We start from the raw sequence: 15,005 nt of genomic DNA, 5'->3' as shown, positions 1-15,005 counted from the left end.
ATTCGACATATCTCGGACGACGCATAGCAACATAAGAAAATGATGCGCCGTGTCAATGTTTTCCGGCCGGGGTCGCCGATTCGGGGTCGAAAACGCCAGAAAGCGCGGACGAGGTTGCGTCAATGCACGCTTTCCGAGCACCCGCCATGCGTTGAGTGAATGTGTGTGCGCTGCACCCATGCGGCCTCGTCGGGTTGACCCATCCCGCCCGACGCCGCAGGGATGGCGGCCCTGTCGCCGTCCCGGATCCCATGCCCTTTCTTCTCGTCCTCGGTCTTGCGGCGTTCGCGAGCGCGTTTTCCATGCGCGTCGTCGATCCCATGCTGAACATTCTGGCGAGCGACCTTCAGGTGACGCTGCAGCAGGTGGCCATGCTCGCCAGCGCCTTCACCTTTCCCTATGCGGTGATGCAGCTGGTGTTCGGCCCCATCGGCGATGCGGTGGGCAAGGTGCGGCTCATCCGCGGGAACCTCGTCATGCTCTCCATCGGCCTCGCGGTGTCGGCCACCGCGACCAGCCACGAGATGCTGCTCGCCTCCCGCGTCTTCTCCGGGGCCTTCGCCGGCGGCATCATCCCGGTGGTCCTGGCGACGGTGGGCGACAGGGTGGCGTACGAGCGCCGGCCGGTGGCGCTCAGCCGGGTGCTGCTCGCGCTGGTGCTGGGGCAGCTCTCCGGCTCGGCTTTGGCCGGCTTCATCGCCGAGATGGCGGGGTGGCGCGAGGTGTTCTGGTCCGCCTTCGGCGTCGCCGCCCTCGCCGCGCTCGCCACCATCTTCGGGCTCACGGAGGAGGGGCAGCGTCAGCCCCTGTCGTTCGCCGCGTCCATCGCCCGCTACGGCATCGTGCTGCGCAACCCTTTGTCCATAAAAGTCTATGGCGTTGTCGCCATCGAGGGCGCGCTGAGCTTCGGCGTGTTCCCGCTGGTGGCGCCGCTGATGGTCCACCAGGGCATCGGCGATGCCAAGGAGGCGGGCATCGCGCTCGGCGCCTTCGCCATCGGCGGTGCATTCTATACCTTCGCCGTCCCGCTGCTGGTGCGCTATCTCGGGCTCGGCGGCATGGTGCGGTGGGGCGCCGCCGGGGTGGGGGTGCTGCTGATCCTCGCCACCCGCGCCCACGGGCTCCTGCTGATGGCGGCGATCTTCGGCGCCGCCGGATTTGCCTTCTACATGATCCACAACGTTCTGCAGATCCTCGCCACCGAGCTTGCCCCGGAGGCGCGCGGATCGGCGCTGGCGCTGTTCGCCTCCTTCTTCTTCATCGGCCAGGCGGTGGGTGCGCTGGCGCTGACGCAGGCGGCGGGCTTCGCCGGGGTGGTGGCCATGTTCATCGCCGCCGGCATCGGCATGCTGGTGCTCGCCGGCCCCGCCGGGCTGCTCCAGCCGCGCAAGGGGCACATCTCGCCGTCAGAGACGCTGTAGCAAGGTGCCGCCCGAGCCCCCTGCGAGGACGGATAGCGCCGGCTCAGATGTCCAGCATCTCCTCGCCCGCGAAAGCGGCGCGCTCGGAGATGAAGGCGAAGCGCGCTTCCGGCTTGTTGCCCATGAGCCGTTCCACGAGATCAACGGTGGCGGCGCGCTCTGCATCCTCCACGGAGACGCGCTGCAGGGTGCGCGTCTTCGGGTCCATGGTGGTTTCCTTGAGCTGCGCCGGCATCATCTCGCCGAGGCCCTTGAAGCGGCCCACATCCACCTTGCCCTTGGCGGAAAACTCCTTCTTCAGCAGCCGCTCGCGGTGGGCGTCGTCCCGCGCATAGAGGGTCTTGGCCCCCTGCGTGATGCGGTAGAGCGGCGGCACGGCGAGGAAGAGGTGGCCCTCCTCGATCAGCTTCGGCATCTGGCGGAAGAAAAAGGTGACGAGGAGGGAGGCGATGTGCGCGCCGTCCACGTCGGCGTCGGTCATGATGATGACCTTCTCGTACCTGAGGTCCGTCTCGCGGTAATGGGTGAGCGTGCCGCAGCCCAGCGCCTGGCCGAGGTCGGCGAGCTGCTGGTTGGCGGCAAGCTTGTCGCGGGTGGCGTTGGCGACGTTCAGGATCTTGCCGCGCAGGGGCAGCACTGCCTGCGTCTTGCGGTCCCGCGCCTGCTTGGCCGAGCCGCCGGCCGAGTCGCCCTCGACGATGAAGATCTCGGAGCCCGCCGCCTCGGTGTTGGAGCAGTCGGCGAGCTTGCCGGGCAGGCGCAGCTTGCGCACGGCGGTCTTGCGGGAGACCTCCTTCTCCTGCTTGCGGCGCAGCCTCTCCTCGGCCCTGTCGATCACATGGTCGAGCAGGCGGCTCGCCTGCACCGGGTTGGCGGCGAGCCAGTGGTCGAAGGGGTCGCGCAGCGCCTGCTCGACGATGCGGGCGGCCTCGGCGGTGGCGAGGCGGTCCTTGGTCTGGCCCTGGAATTCCGGCTCGCGCACAAACACGGAGAGCATGGCGGCGCAGCCGGTGATCACGTCGTCGCCGGTGATGACGGAGCCGCGCTTGCCCTGTCCGGCGCGCTCCGCATAGTCCTTCAGGCCCTTGAGCAGCACAGCCTTGAGACCGTTCTCATGGGTGCCGCCGTCAGGGGTCGGAATGGTGTTGCAGTAGGAGGAGATGCCGCCATCGGCATCCGCCACCCACGCCACCGCCCATTCCACCGAGCCGTGACCGCCGGTCTTCTGGATGCGGCCGGCGAAGATGTCCGGATGGACCAGCGTGTTGCCTTCGAGGTCCGCCGCCAGATAGTCCTTGAGGCCGCCGGGGAAGCGGAAGACCGTCTTCTCCGGGATGTTCTCGCCGGCCTTCAGCAGCTCGGGATCGCACGCCCAGCGGATTTCCACGCCGCCGAACAGGTACGCCTTGGAGCGGGCCATGCGGAACACGCGGGCCGGCTCGAAGTGCGCGCCGGCGCCGAAGATCTCCGGGTCGGGATGGAAGCGCACCCGGGTGCCGCGCCGGTTGGTGATGCGGCCGACTTCCTTGAGCGGCCCTTGGGGCAGGCCCTTGGAGAAGCTCTGGCGATAGAGGGTCTGGTTGCGCGAGACCTCCACTTCCAGGTCGTCGGAGAGCGCGTTCACCACCGAGACGCCCACGCCGTGCAGGCCGCCGGAGGTCTCGTAGACCTTGCTGTCGAACTTACCGCCGGCATGCAGCGTGGTCATGATGACCTCGAGCGCCGACTTGCCGGGGAACTTCGGGTGCTCCTCCACCGGGATGCCGCGGCCATTGTCCGAGACGGTGAGATAGCCGTCGGCACCCAGCTGCACCTCGATGAAGGTGGCATGGCCGGCCACCGCCTCGTCCATCGAATTATCGATCACCTCGGCAAAGAGGTGGTGCAGCGCCTTGGAATCGGTGCCGCCGATATACATGCCCGGCCGGCGCCGCACCGGCTCCAGCCCTTCCAGCACCTCGATGTGGGCGGCGGTATAATCGCCCGCCATCTGAGGCACGACTGCGGCCTTGCCGCGCGCGCTTTCCTTCGCCGGCGCCTTGCTGGAGCCGCGCGGCCGGGCGGCGAAGAGATCGTCGGAATTATCGCTGTCGGACATGGCACTCTGAGGTCGGAGGTTTGGGCGCCAGATAGCAGAACGGCAGGGCCGGCGCGAATCGGGACGGCGCCGCGGCCCCTGATTTCCCCAGTGTGGCAGACCCGGCGCCGAAGGGGAACGGAATGGCAACAAAACCCCCATAATCCCCCGCGCTCGACGCCGCGCCTCTCCTCTGGCTTCATGCGCGCGTGAATATCGCCGTGCCGAATCGCCTCTTCCTCGACGTCGCCCGCTCCGCCACCGGCCGCACCTGGCGGGAGCGGCTGGACGTGCGCGGGGGACAGACGGCGCTCGCCATGGCCCAGCGCTTCGGCATCAGCGAGTTGCTCGCCCGCGTGCTCGCGGCCCGCAACGTGCCGCTGGACGAGGTGGAGCGCTATCTCGACCCCTCCATCCGTACCCTTCTGCCCGATCCCGACACGCTTACCGACATGCCCGCCGCCGTGGCCCGCCTCGCCCGCGCGGTCACGACCGGCGAGCAGGTGGCGGTGTTCGGCGACTATGACGTGGACGGCGCCTGCTCCACCGCCCTCATGGTGGGCGTGCTCCAGGCCGGCGGGCTCGACCCGTTCTTCCACATTCCGGATCGCATCTTCGAGGGCTACGGGCCGAACGTGCCGGCCATCGAGCAGTTGGCCGCGCGGGGCGTGACCCTGCTGGTGACGGTGGATTGCGGCACGACCTCGCAGGAACCGCTGGCGGCCGCGAAACGGCTCGGCATGGATGTGGTGGTCATTGACCACCATCAGGCGGGGGAGACGCTGCCGCCCGCCACCGCCATCGTGAACCCGAACCGGGAGGACGACCTCTCCGGCCTCGGCCATGTCTGCGCCGCCGGGATCACCTTCGTGGTGGCGGTGGGGCTTGTGCGGGCGCTGCGCCAGAGCGGGCATTTCAACGCCGAGCGCCCGGCGCCGGACCTGCTGGAGGCACTCGACATCGTGGCGCTGGCGACCGTGGCGGACGTCGTGCCGCTCATCGGCCTCAACCGGGCCTTCGTGGCGAAGGGGCTCATCGCCATGCGCCGGCGCACCCGCATCGGCCTGACCGCTCTGATGGACGCGGCGCGGCTCGACGGGCCGCCCCGGCCGTTCCATCTCGGCTTCCTCATCGGCCCGCGCATCAATGCCGGCGGGCGCATCGGCGAGGCGACGCTGGGCGCGCGCCTGCTGCTGACGCAGGACCCCGCCGAGGCGCGCGGCATCGCCGCCGAGCTGGACCGCCTGAACGCCGAGCGGCAGGAGGTGGAACGCGCCATCCTTGCCGCCGCAGAGGCCGAGGCGCATGCGGCGCTGGGCATCTCGGAGGAGGGCGCGGTGGTGGTGGTGAGCGGTGAGGGCTGGCACCCCGGCGTCGTCGGCCTCGTCGCCGCGCGGCTGAAGGAGCGCTTCCAACGCCCGGCCTTCGCCATCGCCTTCAATGGTGAGACCGGCACCGGCTCCGGCCGCTCCATTCCCGGCGTGGATATCGGCCGGGCGGTGCGCGGCGCGGTGGAGAGCGGGCTATTGGTGAAGGGCGGCGGCCATGCCATGGCGGCCGGCCTGACGGTGGAGCGCCGCCAGCTCGGCGCCCTGCGCGCGGAGCTGGAGCAGCGCCTTGCCCCGGATGTGGAGCGTGCCCGCGCCGAGGGCACCCTTTCCATCGACGGCGCGATGACCGCGCGCGGGGCGACGGTGGACCTCGTGGAGACCGTCGCCCGTGCCGGCCCGTTCGGCGCCGGCAATCCGGAGCCGGTGTTCGCCTTTCCCGGCCACCGCATCAGCTATGTGGAGAGCTTCGGCGGCGGCCATGTGCGCGCCCGCATCTCCTCGCCGGACGGCACGACGCTGAAGGCCACCGCCTTCCGCTGCGCCGAGGAGCCGCTGGGCCGGGCGCTCTTGGCTGCGCGCGGGCGCAATCTGCATGTGGCCGGATGCCTCGACATCGACACCTGGCAGGGCGAGACGCGGGTGGCGCTGCGCATCCGCGACGTGGCCGAGGCGGGATGAGGGCTCTGCCGTGAAAGTGCTGCTCGCCGTCCTCCTCTGCTTCAACGCCGGCTTCGTGGATGCGGCGGGCTTCGTCGCGCTCGGCGGGCTGTTCGCGGCCCATGTGACCGGCAATTTCGTCACCATCGCCGCCTCGCTGGCCCATGGGGAGGCGCCATCGCTGGCGAAGGTCCTGGCGCTGCCGGTGTTCGCCTTCGTGGTGCTGTGCGCGCGGGAATTGAGTCTCGCCCTCGCCCGGCGCGGGCGGGACGATTTCCGCGTGCTGATGGCGGCGAAGCTCGTGCTGCTGGCGCATGCGGCGCTGGTTGCCGTGCAGTCCGGGCCCTTCTACGACCACAATTCCCCCGCCGCCGTAATGATGGGCATGACCCTGGTGGCGGCCATGGCGCTGCAGAACGCGCTCCACCGCACCCACCTTACCGATTCACCGCCCTCCACCGTGATGACGGGCACGTTCACGCAGGTGCTGGTGGACATCGCCAATCTCTGGCGGCCGCTGGAGGGCACCAACATTGCCGCCAACCGCGCCCGCCTCGGGCGGATGAGTGCGTACCTCGCCGCCTTCCTCTTCGGCTGCCTCTCGGCCGCGCTGCTCTATCGCGCGGTGGGTATGTGGTGCCTGTTCGTGCCCACCTTGGTGGCGGTGGCGGAAATCTTCACGCTGGGGCCGGACCCCGCGCCAGAGAAGGACAAGGCATAATCCCGCGCGGCGGAATCACCGCTCCTCGGACACCCGGAGCGCCGTGCGCCCGGTGATCTTGCGCTTGCGCGGCGCGGGCTTGCCTTCGGGGGCAACCTCGGCCGCAGGGGCAGCCGGGGCCGTGGCGGGCGCAGCAGGAGCGGCCGCGGGCGCTTTGCGGGACGACGCCTTCTTTGCCGGCTTGGCAACGGGCTGGGCAGGATCGCGGCTGGCATCGGCAAGGGCGAGGAGCGCCTTCACCCGGTCGCCGGGCTGGGCGAGGGCAGGGGCGTGGGGATCGATGCGGGCCAGCAGCGCCTTGGTCTTGGGCGCCGGCACCCCGTCCAGCGCCTCGGCGAAGGCGGCGGGGCCGAGCACGGCTCGGATGGCGCGCAGCGCTTCGAGGTCGGTCCCGTCGGCCACGAGCTGGGCGCGGACGATCTCGTTCACCGCCTTGCGCGCGAGATTGCCGCCCGCCGCGAAGAGGGCGGCCCGGCCGCCGATGGCCGCGAGGAGGGCGAAGAATTCCGAAGTCTCAGCCATTGAGCCGCCTCCGCGTCTCGTTCACGAGGTCGCGCACCGCGTCCACGGCGTTGTACCATTTCTGCTCGAAGGAGGGTGCGTAGGGAAAGTTCTCGGGGTCCATGGCCCGCTCGATGGCGGCGAGGTTGCGGACCTCGGTGTCGAAGATCTCATAGACCGCGCCGTCTTCGGCCGCCTCCTCCCGCAGGCTGATGAGCGTGTCGCGATGCTGGACCTTCTGCGCGTGCACCCGGCTCGCCAGCACCAGCGGGCGGCGCCTGGGCTGGGGCAGTGTGGATCGCGTGACGTGGGCATTCTCCCACACCGAGGCGCGGAAGGCGTCGAAGCCCAGCGTGGAGAGATAATCCGGAATGGTGGGCACGATCACCATGTCGGCGAGGCGGATGGCCACCTCGGTGAAGGCGGAGATGCCGGGGGCGCAATCGAACAGCACCACGTCGTAATGCGCGCGCAGGTATTTGAGCGCTTCGTCCAGCACCTTCAGCGACTGGCCTTCCAGCGAGCGCAGCCCGTAATTCTTCTCCGCCAGCCGCAGCACGATCTCGCGCTCCAGCAGGCGCAGGCGGGGGCTCGCCACCACCATGTCGATGGCCAGTTCCTCGCCCGCCTTCATCACATGGCAGATGCTCGGTGTGATGTACTGGGCGATGGAGGTCCGGTCGCCATAGAGCAGCCGGTCGGCAAGGAAGGATGTCACCGACTGGCGGCGCTCGAGGATCGCCTTCAGCTCGTCGTCATGGGCGAAGCAGTAGGAGGCGTTGGCCTGCGCGTCGAGATCGACCACGACCACCCGCGCGCCCTGCTCCGCAAAGCCTTCCGCCAGCATGACCACTGTGGTGGTCTTGCCCACCCCGCCCTTCATGTTGGCGACGGCGATCACCTGCCCCCCGGCAGCGGCCTCCCCGGCTTCGGCCCCCCCGACTTCAGCCATGTCCGCACCACCCCTCGCAGCCCATGTTGCGCCGCAACCTAAAGGCGATGCTGCACCTGCTCAATAGAGGCCGGTCAAATAATAGAAGCCGATCACGAAGAAGGCCGCGGTGGTCTTTATGATGGTAACGGCGAAGATGTCGCCATAGGACTGACGATGCGTTAGCCCGGTAACGGTGAGCAGCGTGATGACCGCGCCGTTGTGCGGCAACGTGTCCATGCCGCCGGCGGCCATGGAAGCGACGCGGTGCATCACCTCCAGCGGGATGCCGTAGGTCTGTGCCTCGGCGATGAATTGCTGCGCCATGGCCCCAAGGGCGATGGAGAGGCCGCCCGAGGCCGAGCCGGTGATGCCGGCCAGCGTCGTCACCGTGATCGCCTCGTTGATGAGGGGATTGGGGATGGAGGTGAGGGCCGCCTTGATGACGAGAAAGCCCGGCAGCGCCGCGATCACCGCGCCGAAGCCGTATTCCGTCGCCGTATTAAGGCCGGCGAGGAGCGCGCCGCCCACCGCCTCCTTCGAGCCGCCGGCGAAATGCCCGGCAATGGCCCTGTAGCCGAACGCCACCACCGTGAGGATGCCCAGCAGCAGGGCCGCCTCCACCGCCCAGATGCCGGCCCAGACGTGGGTGTCGAGGCTCACAGCCGGCCCGCCTTCCACCAGCGTCGCGCTCGCCTGCGGCCCGAACCAGCCGGGGATGTGCCAGGCGAAGAACAGGTTGGCGACGCCGACCACAACCAGCGGCAGCACAGCGAGCAGCGGCGGGACGGGCGGGACGCTGTCGTCCGGCAGGCTCTCGTTGAGGTGGCCGGTGCCGTAGCCTTCGCCCGCGCGGTGGGCCTGCATCCGGCGGAATTCCAGATAGGCGATGCCCGTTACGAAGATGAAGATGGAGCCGACGATGCCGAGGATGGGCGCGGCATAGGCCGTGGTGCCGAAGAAGGCGGTGGGGATGATGTTCTGCAGCTGCGGCGTGCCGGGCAGCGTATCCGCCGTGAAGGAGAAGGCGCCGAGCGCGATCACCGCCGGCAGCAGGCGCTTGGGGATGCCCACCTGCCGGAACATCTCGGCCCCGAAGGGATAGAGCGCGAACACCACCACGAACAGCGAGACGCCGCCATAGGTGAGCACCGCCCCCACCAGCACAATGGAGACGATGGCCCGCGTCGGCCCCAGAAGGTTCACCACCGCCGAGACGATGGAGCGCGAGAAGCCGGCCAGCTCGATGAGCTTGCCGAAGATGGCGCCCAGCAGGAACACCGGGAAGTAGAGCTTGATGAAGCCCACCATCTTTTCCATGAACAGGCCGGAAAAGATCACCGGCACCGCCGCCGGATCGGTGAGCAGCACCGCGCCGATGGCGGCGACGGGCGCGAACAGGATCACGCTGAAGCCGCGATAGGCCACGAGCATCAGGAAGAAGAGCGCGGCGAGGCAGACGACGAAGCTCATGGCGGTGCATCCGGCGACGGTAGGGCGGTCCCTCAGGCGGGACAGTAATGCGCCCTACGGCCGAGCACCAGCTTCGGAAATCATAAGAAGTGTTGCGGCGCAATAGTTTCCGAGGGGTGGAGGCAGCCAGCCCACGCCGCCCGCCGTCATCGCCCGCCGTGTGCGGGCGATCCACCTCGCCGCCGCAGGGGTGACGGGTGACGCTGAGCGGACAAGCCGCCCGGCGGATCCCCCGCACGAGGCGGGGGATGACAGTCGTGCAAAGCGGTGACGGTTCGGCGGGACGCCTCGGCGAGCAGCCCCTGCCTCAGGGCATCAGCGCGATCTGCTCCAGGCCCTCGGTCTCGGGGAAGCCCATGACGAGATTCATGTTCTGCACCGCCGAGCCGGACGCGCCCTTCACGAGGTTGTCCAGCGTGGAGACGATGACGGCCCGGCCGGGCAGGCGGTCCGCCACCACGCCGAGGAACACCATGTTGGAGCCGCGCACGTGGCGCGACTGGGGCACCTGGCCGAAGGGCAGGACATGGACGAACGGCGCGCCCTTGTAGAAGTCGGTCAGGATGCGGTGCAGGTCCTCGGCGGTGGCGCCGGTGGTGCGCACATAGATGGTGGCGTAGATGCCCCGGTTCATGGGCGCGAGCACCGGCACGAACATGGGCTTCACCGGCCGGCCGGCGGCCTTGGAGAATTCCTGGTCCAGTTCGCCCATGTGCCGGTGGCCGGAGACGGCATAGGCGTGGATGCCCTCCGACACCTCGGAGAACAGCATCGCCTCCTTGGCCGCGCGCCCGGCACCGGACATGCCGGTCTTGGAATCGATGACGATGCTCTCCGGGTCCAGCGCGCCGGCCTCCAGCAGCGGCACGATGGGCAGGATGGCGGTGGAGGAATGACAGCCCGGATTGGCGACGAGCCGCGCCTTCCTGATTTCGTCGCGATAGATCTCGGCGATGCCGTAGACCGCCTCCTTCTGGAGCTCCAGCACCTGATGGGGATGGCCGTACCATTCCTCATAGGCGCCGGGATCGGAGAGGCGGAAGTCGGCGGAAAGGTCCACCACCTTCACGTTCGGCGCCGCGTCGAAGACTTTCTTTATGACGAGCTGCGTCGTGGCATGCGGCAGGGCGCAGAACACCACGTCCACGGCGGTGAAATCCACCTCGTCGATGGTCACGAGCTTCGGCAGCGGGAAGGGCGCGAACTGGGGGAACACCTCGGCCATGGACTGGCCGGCCTTCCGATCCGCGGTGAGCGCGACGATCTCGGCGCGCGGATGGCGCAGCAGCAGGCGCACAAGCTCGGAGCCGGTGTAGCCCGAGGCGCCCAATACCGCGATCCTTGCCTTAGCGTCAGACATCTTGCTCTCCCGAGGGTCTCCGCCGCCCGGCCGGAGCCGGCGAACGGGGCCAAGGTGCTTACACCCAATCCCACGTCAGGGAAAAGACAGACGGGCGCATGGCCGTTCCGCTTTTCGTGGGAAGAGCTTGCGGTGCGATCCCTCTGCTGCACGGGGAGAGGGGAGAAATGTGACCGTCATTGCCCGGCTCGTCCGGGCAATCCACGGCTGGACCGGGACCGGTCTTCGTACATCCAGCCTGCGGGGAGGTGGATCGCCCGGACGAGCCGGGCGATGACACCGATAACCAGCACCGGCCTCTCTTCCGCAAGGGGAGACGGGTGCGCTCAAGCCAGACGGAACTTGGAGAAGTCGCGGTGCTCGGTGGCGATGCGGCGCACCGTGCCGGTGGCGGCGCGCATCACGATGGTGTCGGTCAGGATCACGTCACGGCCGAAGCGCACGCCCTTCAGCAGCGCGCCGTCGGTCACCCCGGTGGCGGCGAACAGGCAGTCGCCGCGCACCATCTCGTCGAGCCTGTAGACCTTGGAGAAGTCGGTGATGCCCAGCGCCTTGGCCTGGGTGCGCTTCTTCTCCGTGTCGAGCACGAGGCGGCCTTCCATCTGCCCGCCGATGCAGCGCAGAGCGGCGGCGGCGAGCACGCCCTCGGCGGCGCCGCCGAGGCCGAGATAGATGTCGATGCCGCTCTCATGCGGGTTGGTGGTGTGCACCACGCCCGCCACGTCGCCGTCGGTGATGAGCTTGATGGCCGCGCCGGTCTTGCGCACGGCGTCGATCAGGCCGGCATGGCGGGGCCGGTCGAGGATGAGCGCGGTGACGTCGGAGGGCGGCACGCCCTTGGCCTCGGCCAGCGCGCGGATGTTGTCCTGCGGGCTCTGGGAGAGGGAGACGATGCCCTCCGGATAGCCCGGCCCGATGGCGATCTTCTCCATGTAGCAGGGCGGCATCTGGAGCAGGGAGTGGCGCTCGGCCAGCACGAGGACGCAGAGCGAGCCCTCCATGTTCTTGGCGCAGAGCGTGGTGCCCTCCAGCGCGTCCACGGCGAGGTCCACCTCGGCCCCGCCGCGCCCGAGCGTTTCGCCGACGAACAGCTGGTCGCACTCGCCCTGCAGCCCCTCGCCGATCACCAGCGTGCCCGAGACCGGAATCTCGTTCACCTCGCGATGGCAGGCGGCCATGGCGGCGATGTCCGCGGCCTGCTCGTCGCCCCGCCCGCGCAGCCGGGCGGCGGCGACGGCGGTGCGCTCCGTGGCCTGCGCCATGTCGAGGGCAAGGCGGCGATCGAGCACCTGCTGGGCTCGCGGGGCAGACTTCTCAGGCGTCCTCTGGGTCCGGGCACCGCTCATGACGTCGGTCCTTCTGGTTTTGTCGCCGCGCCGGATCAGTCCTTCTCGATCCGGATGACCTGAGGCAGGGAGGCGACGACGCCATCCGCCTCGATGGCGGCGATGGCGCGGCGCACGGCGGCCTCGGTGGTGGCATAGGTGATGAGGATCACATGGGCCGTCTCGGACGGCGCCGCGCCGCCCGGCTGCCGCTGGACGATGGATTCGAGCGAGATCTGCTCGTCCGCCATGCGACGGGTGATGGTGGCGGCGGTGCCCGGCTTGTTCGTCACGGCGAGGCGGATGTAATAGCCGCCCTCGTGGCGCTGCATGGCGGCGCGCTCGGCCTTGGCGAGGCGCTCCACCGGCAGGCCGAAGGCATAGCCCTTGGCGCCGCGCGCCACATCGAAGATGTCGCCCACCACTGCCGAGGCGGTCGCGTCGCCGCCCGCGCCGGGGCCGACCAGCGTCAGCGTCACGGCGTCGCCGTCCACCGCCACCGCATTGGTGACGCCGGACACCTGCGCGATGGGCCAGTGCTTGGGCACCATGGTGGGATGCACCCGCTGCTCGATGCCGGTGTCGGTCTTCACCGCCACGCCGAGCAGCTTCACCCGGTAGCCGAGATCGTCCGCCGCCTCGAGATCGGCGAGGGTCAGCTGGCGGATGCCCTCCACATAGATCGCCTCCGCATCCACCTGCGTGCCGAAGGCCAGCGAGGTGAGGATGGCGAGCTTGTGGGCGGTATCGAAGCCGTCGATGTCGAAGGTCGGGTCCGCCTCGGCATAGCCGAGCCGCTGCGCCTCGGTGAGGCAGACGTGGAAGGAGAGCTTCTCGTCCGCCATGCGGGTGAGGATGTAGTTGCAGGTGCCGTTGAGGATGCCCGAAACGCGCTCGATGGCGTTGCCGGCCAGCGCCTCGCGCAGCGTCTTCACGATGGGGATGCCGCCCGCCACCGCCGCCTCGAAGTGGAGGCCCGCGCCGGACGCCTCGGCCCGGCGGGCGAGGTCCACGCCGCTTTTGGCGAGCAGTGCCTTGTTGGCGGTGACGACGGGAATGCCACGGTCGAGCGCGGCGGCCACCGCCGCCTTGGCGGGGTCGCCGTCGCCGCCCATCAGCTCCACGAGCACGTCGATGTCGCCCTCGCGGGCGAGCGCCACCGGATCCTCGAACCAGGTCACGCTTGATAGATCGAGGCCGCGGTCGCGGCTGCGGTCGCGGGCGGCCACCGCGGTCACCTTCACGGCGCGGCCGGTGCGCGCCTCCAGCTCGCCGGCGCGGCGCTCGAGCATGCGGAAGACCGCGGCCCCGACGGTGCCGAGGCCGGCGAGGCCCACTTTCAGTTCGCTCATCTGTCCGTCCGGTTTCTGTCCTCGGCCGGCGTCATACCACAGCCCGCGCTGCGCCTGGGTGCCGGCCCGACCGGCCCCGCCGGAAGACGGGGCCGATGGCGAAGGTTCAGCGCGCGGCGCTGAGTGGAACCACGTTGTGCAGCGTGGTGCCGGCCTGCTCGAAGAAGCGGCGCACGTTGCGCGCCGCCTGGCGGATGCGCTGCTCGTTCTCCACCACGGCGATGCGGACGTATTCGTCGCCGTGCTCGCCGAAGCCGACGCCCGGCGACACCGCCACCTCCGCCTTCTCGATGAGGAGCTTGGCGAATTCCACCGAGCCCATGGCCCGGAAGGGCTCCGGGATGGGCGACCAGGCGAACATGGTGGCGCGAGGCACGGGGATGTTCCAGCCGGCGCGGCCGAAGCTCTCCACCAGCGCGTCGCGGCGCTTCTTGTACGTCTCGCGCATCTCGGCGATGCATTCCTGCGGGCCGTTAAGCGCAGCCGTCGCCGCCACCTGGATGGGGGTGTAGGCGCCGTAGTCCAGATAGGACTTCACCCGCGAGAGGGCGGCGATGAGGCGCTCGTTGCCCACCGCGAAGCCCATGCGCCAGCCGGCCATGGAATAGGTCTTGGACATGGAGGTGAACTCCACCGTCACGTCCATGGCACCGGGCACCTCCAGCACGGAGGGGGGCGGGTTGCCATCGAAATACAGCTCGGCATAGGCGAGGTCGGAGAGGACGATGAGGTCGTTCTTCTTCGCGAAGGCCACCACGTCCTTGTAGAACTCAAGGTCCGCCACGCAGGCCGTGGGGTTCGAGGGATAGCACAGCACCACCGCGATGGGCTTGGGGATGGAGTGCTGGACTGCCCGCTCCATCGCGTGGAAGAACTCCGGCCCCGGCTCGGACGGCACCGAGCGGATGACGCCGCCGGCCATCAGGAAGCCGAAGGCGTGGATGGGGTAGGAGGGATTGGGGGTCAGGATCACGTCGCCCGGCGCGGTGATGGCCTGCGCCATGTTGGCGAAGCCTTCCTTCGAGCCCAGCGTCGCCACTACCTGCCGATCGGGATCCAGCTTCACGCCGAATCGCCGCTCGTAATAGGCCGCCTGCGCCTTGCGCAGACCGGGGATGCCCTTGGAGGCGGAATAGCGGTCGGTGCGCGGCTTGCCGATGGTCTCTTTGAGCTTCTCATAGACATGCGCCGGCGCATCGAGGTCCGGATTGCCCATGCCGAGGTCGACGATGTCCACCCCGGCATTGCGGGCGGCGGCCTTCACACGGTTCACTTGCTCGAACACGTAGGGCGGCAGCCGGCGAATGCGGTGGAAATCGGTCGTCATCTCAATGGCTCCAGAAGCCGCGCATGTCTCTCCCGGCGCGGCAGTCGGGCTTTGTAGCACTGTTCGGTGAATGAAAAAGCCTTGATTGCGGTCGCGATGGGGCAGGGGCGCCGATATCGCACCGCACAACAGGCAGAGACGCCCGGCGGCCGGGCGGCGATCACTGGGCCTGCGGGACCTGTTTCGCCTGCTGCTGGCGGGCGAGGCGCTCCAGGTCGCGCTGCAGCTTCTGCTGCTGCTCTGCGGTGAGCGGTTCCCGCCGGTCCGGGGTCGGGCCGCCGAGGGTGGGGAATTGGGCGGCGTCCACCTCCGGCACCGCGGTCTGCGGCGGCGAAAGCCCGGGAATGTTGGCGCCCGCGCAGGCGCAGAGGCTGCCGGCCAGCGCGAGAAGAAGTGCGGCGCGCAGCGAGGGGACGGCCCGGCCACGGGCCGTCGGAGAGAAGAGGTCCATTATCCGTTCCGGCTGAATCCCGGTCCCGGCCGTGACGATGCCGGGGCGAGATACCTCCTGTGGGGCCGCCGCCGTGCG

The 15,005-nt window shown here is 69.3% G+C and carries 12 protein-coding genes; 3 read left to right on the top strand and 9 right to left on the bottom strand.

Going from position 1 to position 15,005, the window contains the following annotated elements; genetic code table 11:
* Window positions 1-251: 251 nt before the first annotated feature.
* On the top strand, window positions 252-1,421 hold the full coding sequence (locus tag V5F63_RS15265; protein WP_394102776.1) for an MFS transporter: 1,170 nt from the start codon (window positions 252-254) through the stop codon (window positions 1,419-1,421).
* Between the two features lie 43 nt (window positions 1,422-1,464).
* On the opposite strand, the gene parE is transcribed toward V5F63_RS15265, so the two are convergent.
* A complete protein-coding gene (gene parE, locus V5F63_RS15260; protein WP_394102777.1) occupies window positions 1,465-3,519 on the bottom strand; it encodes a DNA topoisomerase IV subunit B in 2,055 nt (684 codons plus the stop codon).
* 200 nt (window positions 3,520-3,719) lie between these two features.
* Here parE and recJ point away from each other — a divergent pair, with 200 nt between their 5' ends.
* Together recJ and V5F63_RS15250 are read left to right on the top strand one after the other, a co-directional pair.
* Window positions 3,720-5,507, top strand: a complete 1,788-nt coding sequence (gene recJ, locus V5F63_RS15255) for a single-stranded-DNA-specific exonuclease RecJ (RefSeq protein WP_394102778.1) — start codon at window positions 3,720-3,722, stop codon at window positions 5,505-5,507.
* Window positions 5,508-5,517: 10 nt separating this feature from the next.
* A complete protein-coding gene (locus V5F63_RS15250; protein WP_394030749.1) occupies window positions 5,518-6,207 on the top strand; it encodes a YoaK family protein in 690 nt (229 codons plus the stop codon).
* 15 nt (window positions 6,208-6,222) lie between these two features.
* On the opposite strand, the gene V5F63_RS15245 is transcribed toward V5F63_RS15250, so the two are convergent.
* The 8 genes from V5F63_RS15245 to V5F63_RS15210 form a co-directional block, all read right to left on the bottom strand.
* On the bottom strand, window positions 6,223-6,729 hold the full coding sequence (locus V5F63_RS15245; RefSeq protein ID WP_394102779.1) for a hypothetical protein: 507 nt from the start codon (window positions 6,727-6,729) through the stop codon (window positions 6,223-6,225).
* The gene (locus tag V5F63_RS15240; RefSeq protein ID WP_394102780.1) at window positions 6,722-7,660 is read right to left on the bottom strand and encodes a ParA family protein; all 939 of its coding nucleotides are present in this window, start codon (window positions 7,658-7,660) and stop codon (window positions 6,722-6,724) included. Before V5F63_RS15240 ends, V5F63_RS15245 begins: the two co-directional genes overlap by 8 nt.
* Before the next feature lie 60 nt (window positions 7,661-7,720).
* Window positions 7,721-9,112: a GntP family permease gene (locus V5F63_RS15235; RefSeq protein WP_394102781.1), complete on the bottom strand. Its 1,392-nt coding sequence runs from the start codon at window positions 9,110-9,112 to the stop codon at window positions 7,721-7,723.
* A 307-nt stretch (window positions 9,113-9,419) separates the two neighbouring features.
* A complete protein-coding gene (gene argC, locus V5F63_RS15230) occupies window positions 9,420-10,472 on the bottom strand; it encodes an N-acetyl-gamma-glutamyl-phosphate reductase (RefSeq protein WP_394102782.1) in 1,053 nt (350 codons plus the stop codon).
* Window positions 10,473-10,798: 326 nt separating this feature from the next.
* On the bottom strand, window positions 10,799-11,818 hold the full coding sequence (gene glpX / locus V5F63_RS15225; protein WP_394030742.1) for a class II fructose-bisphosphatase: 1,020 nt from the start codon (window positions 11,816-11,818) through the stop codon (window positions 10,799-10,801).
* Between the two features lie 35 nt (window positions 11,819-11,853).
* Window positions 11,854-13,149 (bottom strand): homoserine dehydrogenase, encoded by a 1,296-nt coding sequence (locus tag V5F63_RS15220; protein ID WP_394030740.1) that lies wholly within the window; start codon window positions 13,147-13,149, stop codon window positions 11,854-11,856.
* 106 nt (window positions 13,150-13,255) lie between these two features.
* Entirely contained in the window at window positions 13,256-14,476 is a 1,221-nt protein-coding gene (locus tag V5F63_RS15215; protein ID WP_209483544.1) for an LL-diaminopimelate aminotransferase, read from the bottom strand.
* Between the two features lie 160 nt (window positions 14,477-14,636).
* Window positions 14,637-14,927, bottom strand: coding sequence for a hypothetical protein (locus V5F63_RS15210; RefSeq protein ID WP_394102783.1), 291 nt, complete (start codon window positions 14,925-14,927; stop codon window positions 14,637-14,639).
* Between the last annotated feature and the right edge of the window lie 78 nt (window positions 14,928-15,005).

It is taken from the genome of Xanthobacter wiegelii, from assembly GCF_043193855.2.
GTDB classification, from domain to species: domain Bacteria; phylum Pseudomonadota; class Alphaproteobacteria; order Rhizobiales; family Xanthobacteraceae; genus Xanthobacter; species Xanthobacter flavus_A.
The sequence above is the reverse complement of the archived record's forward strand: the minus strand, read 5'-3'. Positions and strand labels throughout refer to the sequence as shown.

Excerpts from the sequence above, each read along its gene's own strand:
- argC (WP_394102782.1), bottom strand. The coding sequence starts at position 10,472 with ATGTCTGACGCTAAGGCAAGGATCGCGGTATTGGGCGCCTCGGGCTAC.
- V5F63_RS15235 (WP_394102781.1), bottom strand. The coding sequence starts at position 9,112 with ATGAGCTTCGTCGTCTGCCTCGCCGCGCTCTTCTTCCTGATGCTCGTG.
- V5F63_RS15240 (WP_394102780.1), bottom strand. The coding sequence starts at position 7,660 with ATGGCTGAAGTCGGGGGGGCCGAAGCCGGGGAGGCCGCTGCCGGGGGG.
- V5F63_RS15220 (WP_394030740.1), bottom strand. The coding sequence starts at position 13,149 with ATGAGCGAACTGAAAGTGGGCCTCGCCGGCCTCGGCACCGTCGGGGCC.
- V5F63_RS15215 (WP_209483544.1), bottom strand. The coding sequence starts at position 14,476 with ATGACGACCGATTTCCACCGCATTCGCCGGCTGCCGCCCTACGTGTTC.
- parE (WP_394102777.1), bottom strand. The coding sequence starts at position 3,519 with ATGTCCGACAGCGATAATTCCGACGATCTCTTCGCCGCCCGGCCGCGC.
- glpX (WP_394030742.1), bottom strand. The coding sequence starts at position 11,818 with ATGAGCGGTGCCCGGACCCAGAGGACGCCTGAGAAGTCTGCCCCGCGA.
- V5F63_RS15210 (WP_394102783.1), bottom strand. The coding sequence starts at position 14,927 with ATGGACCTCTTCTCTCCGACGGCCCGTGGCCGGGCCGTCCCCTCGCTG.
- V5F63_RS15245 (WP_394102779.1), bottom strand. The coding sequence starts at position 6,729 with ATGGCTGAGACTTCGGAATTCTTCGCCCTCCTCGCGGCCATCGGCGGC.
- V5F63_RS15265 (WP_394102776.1), top strand. The coding sequence starts at position 252 with ATGCCCTTTCTTCTCGTCCTCGGTCTTGCGGCGTTCGCGAGCGCGTTT.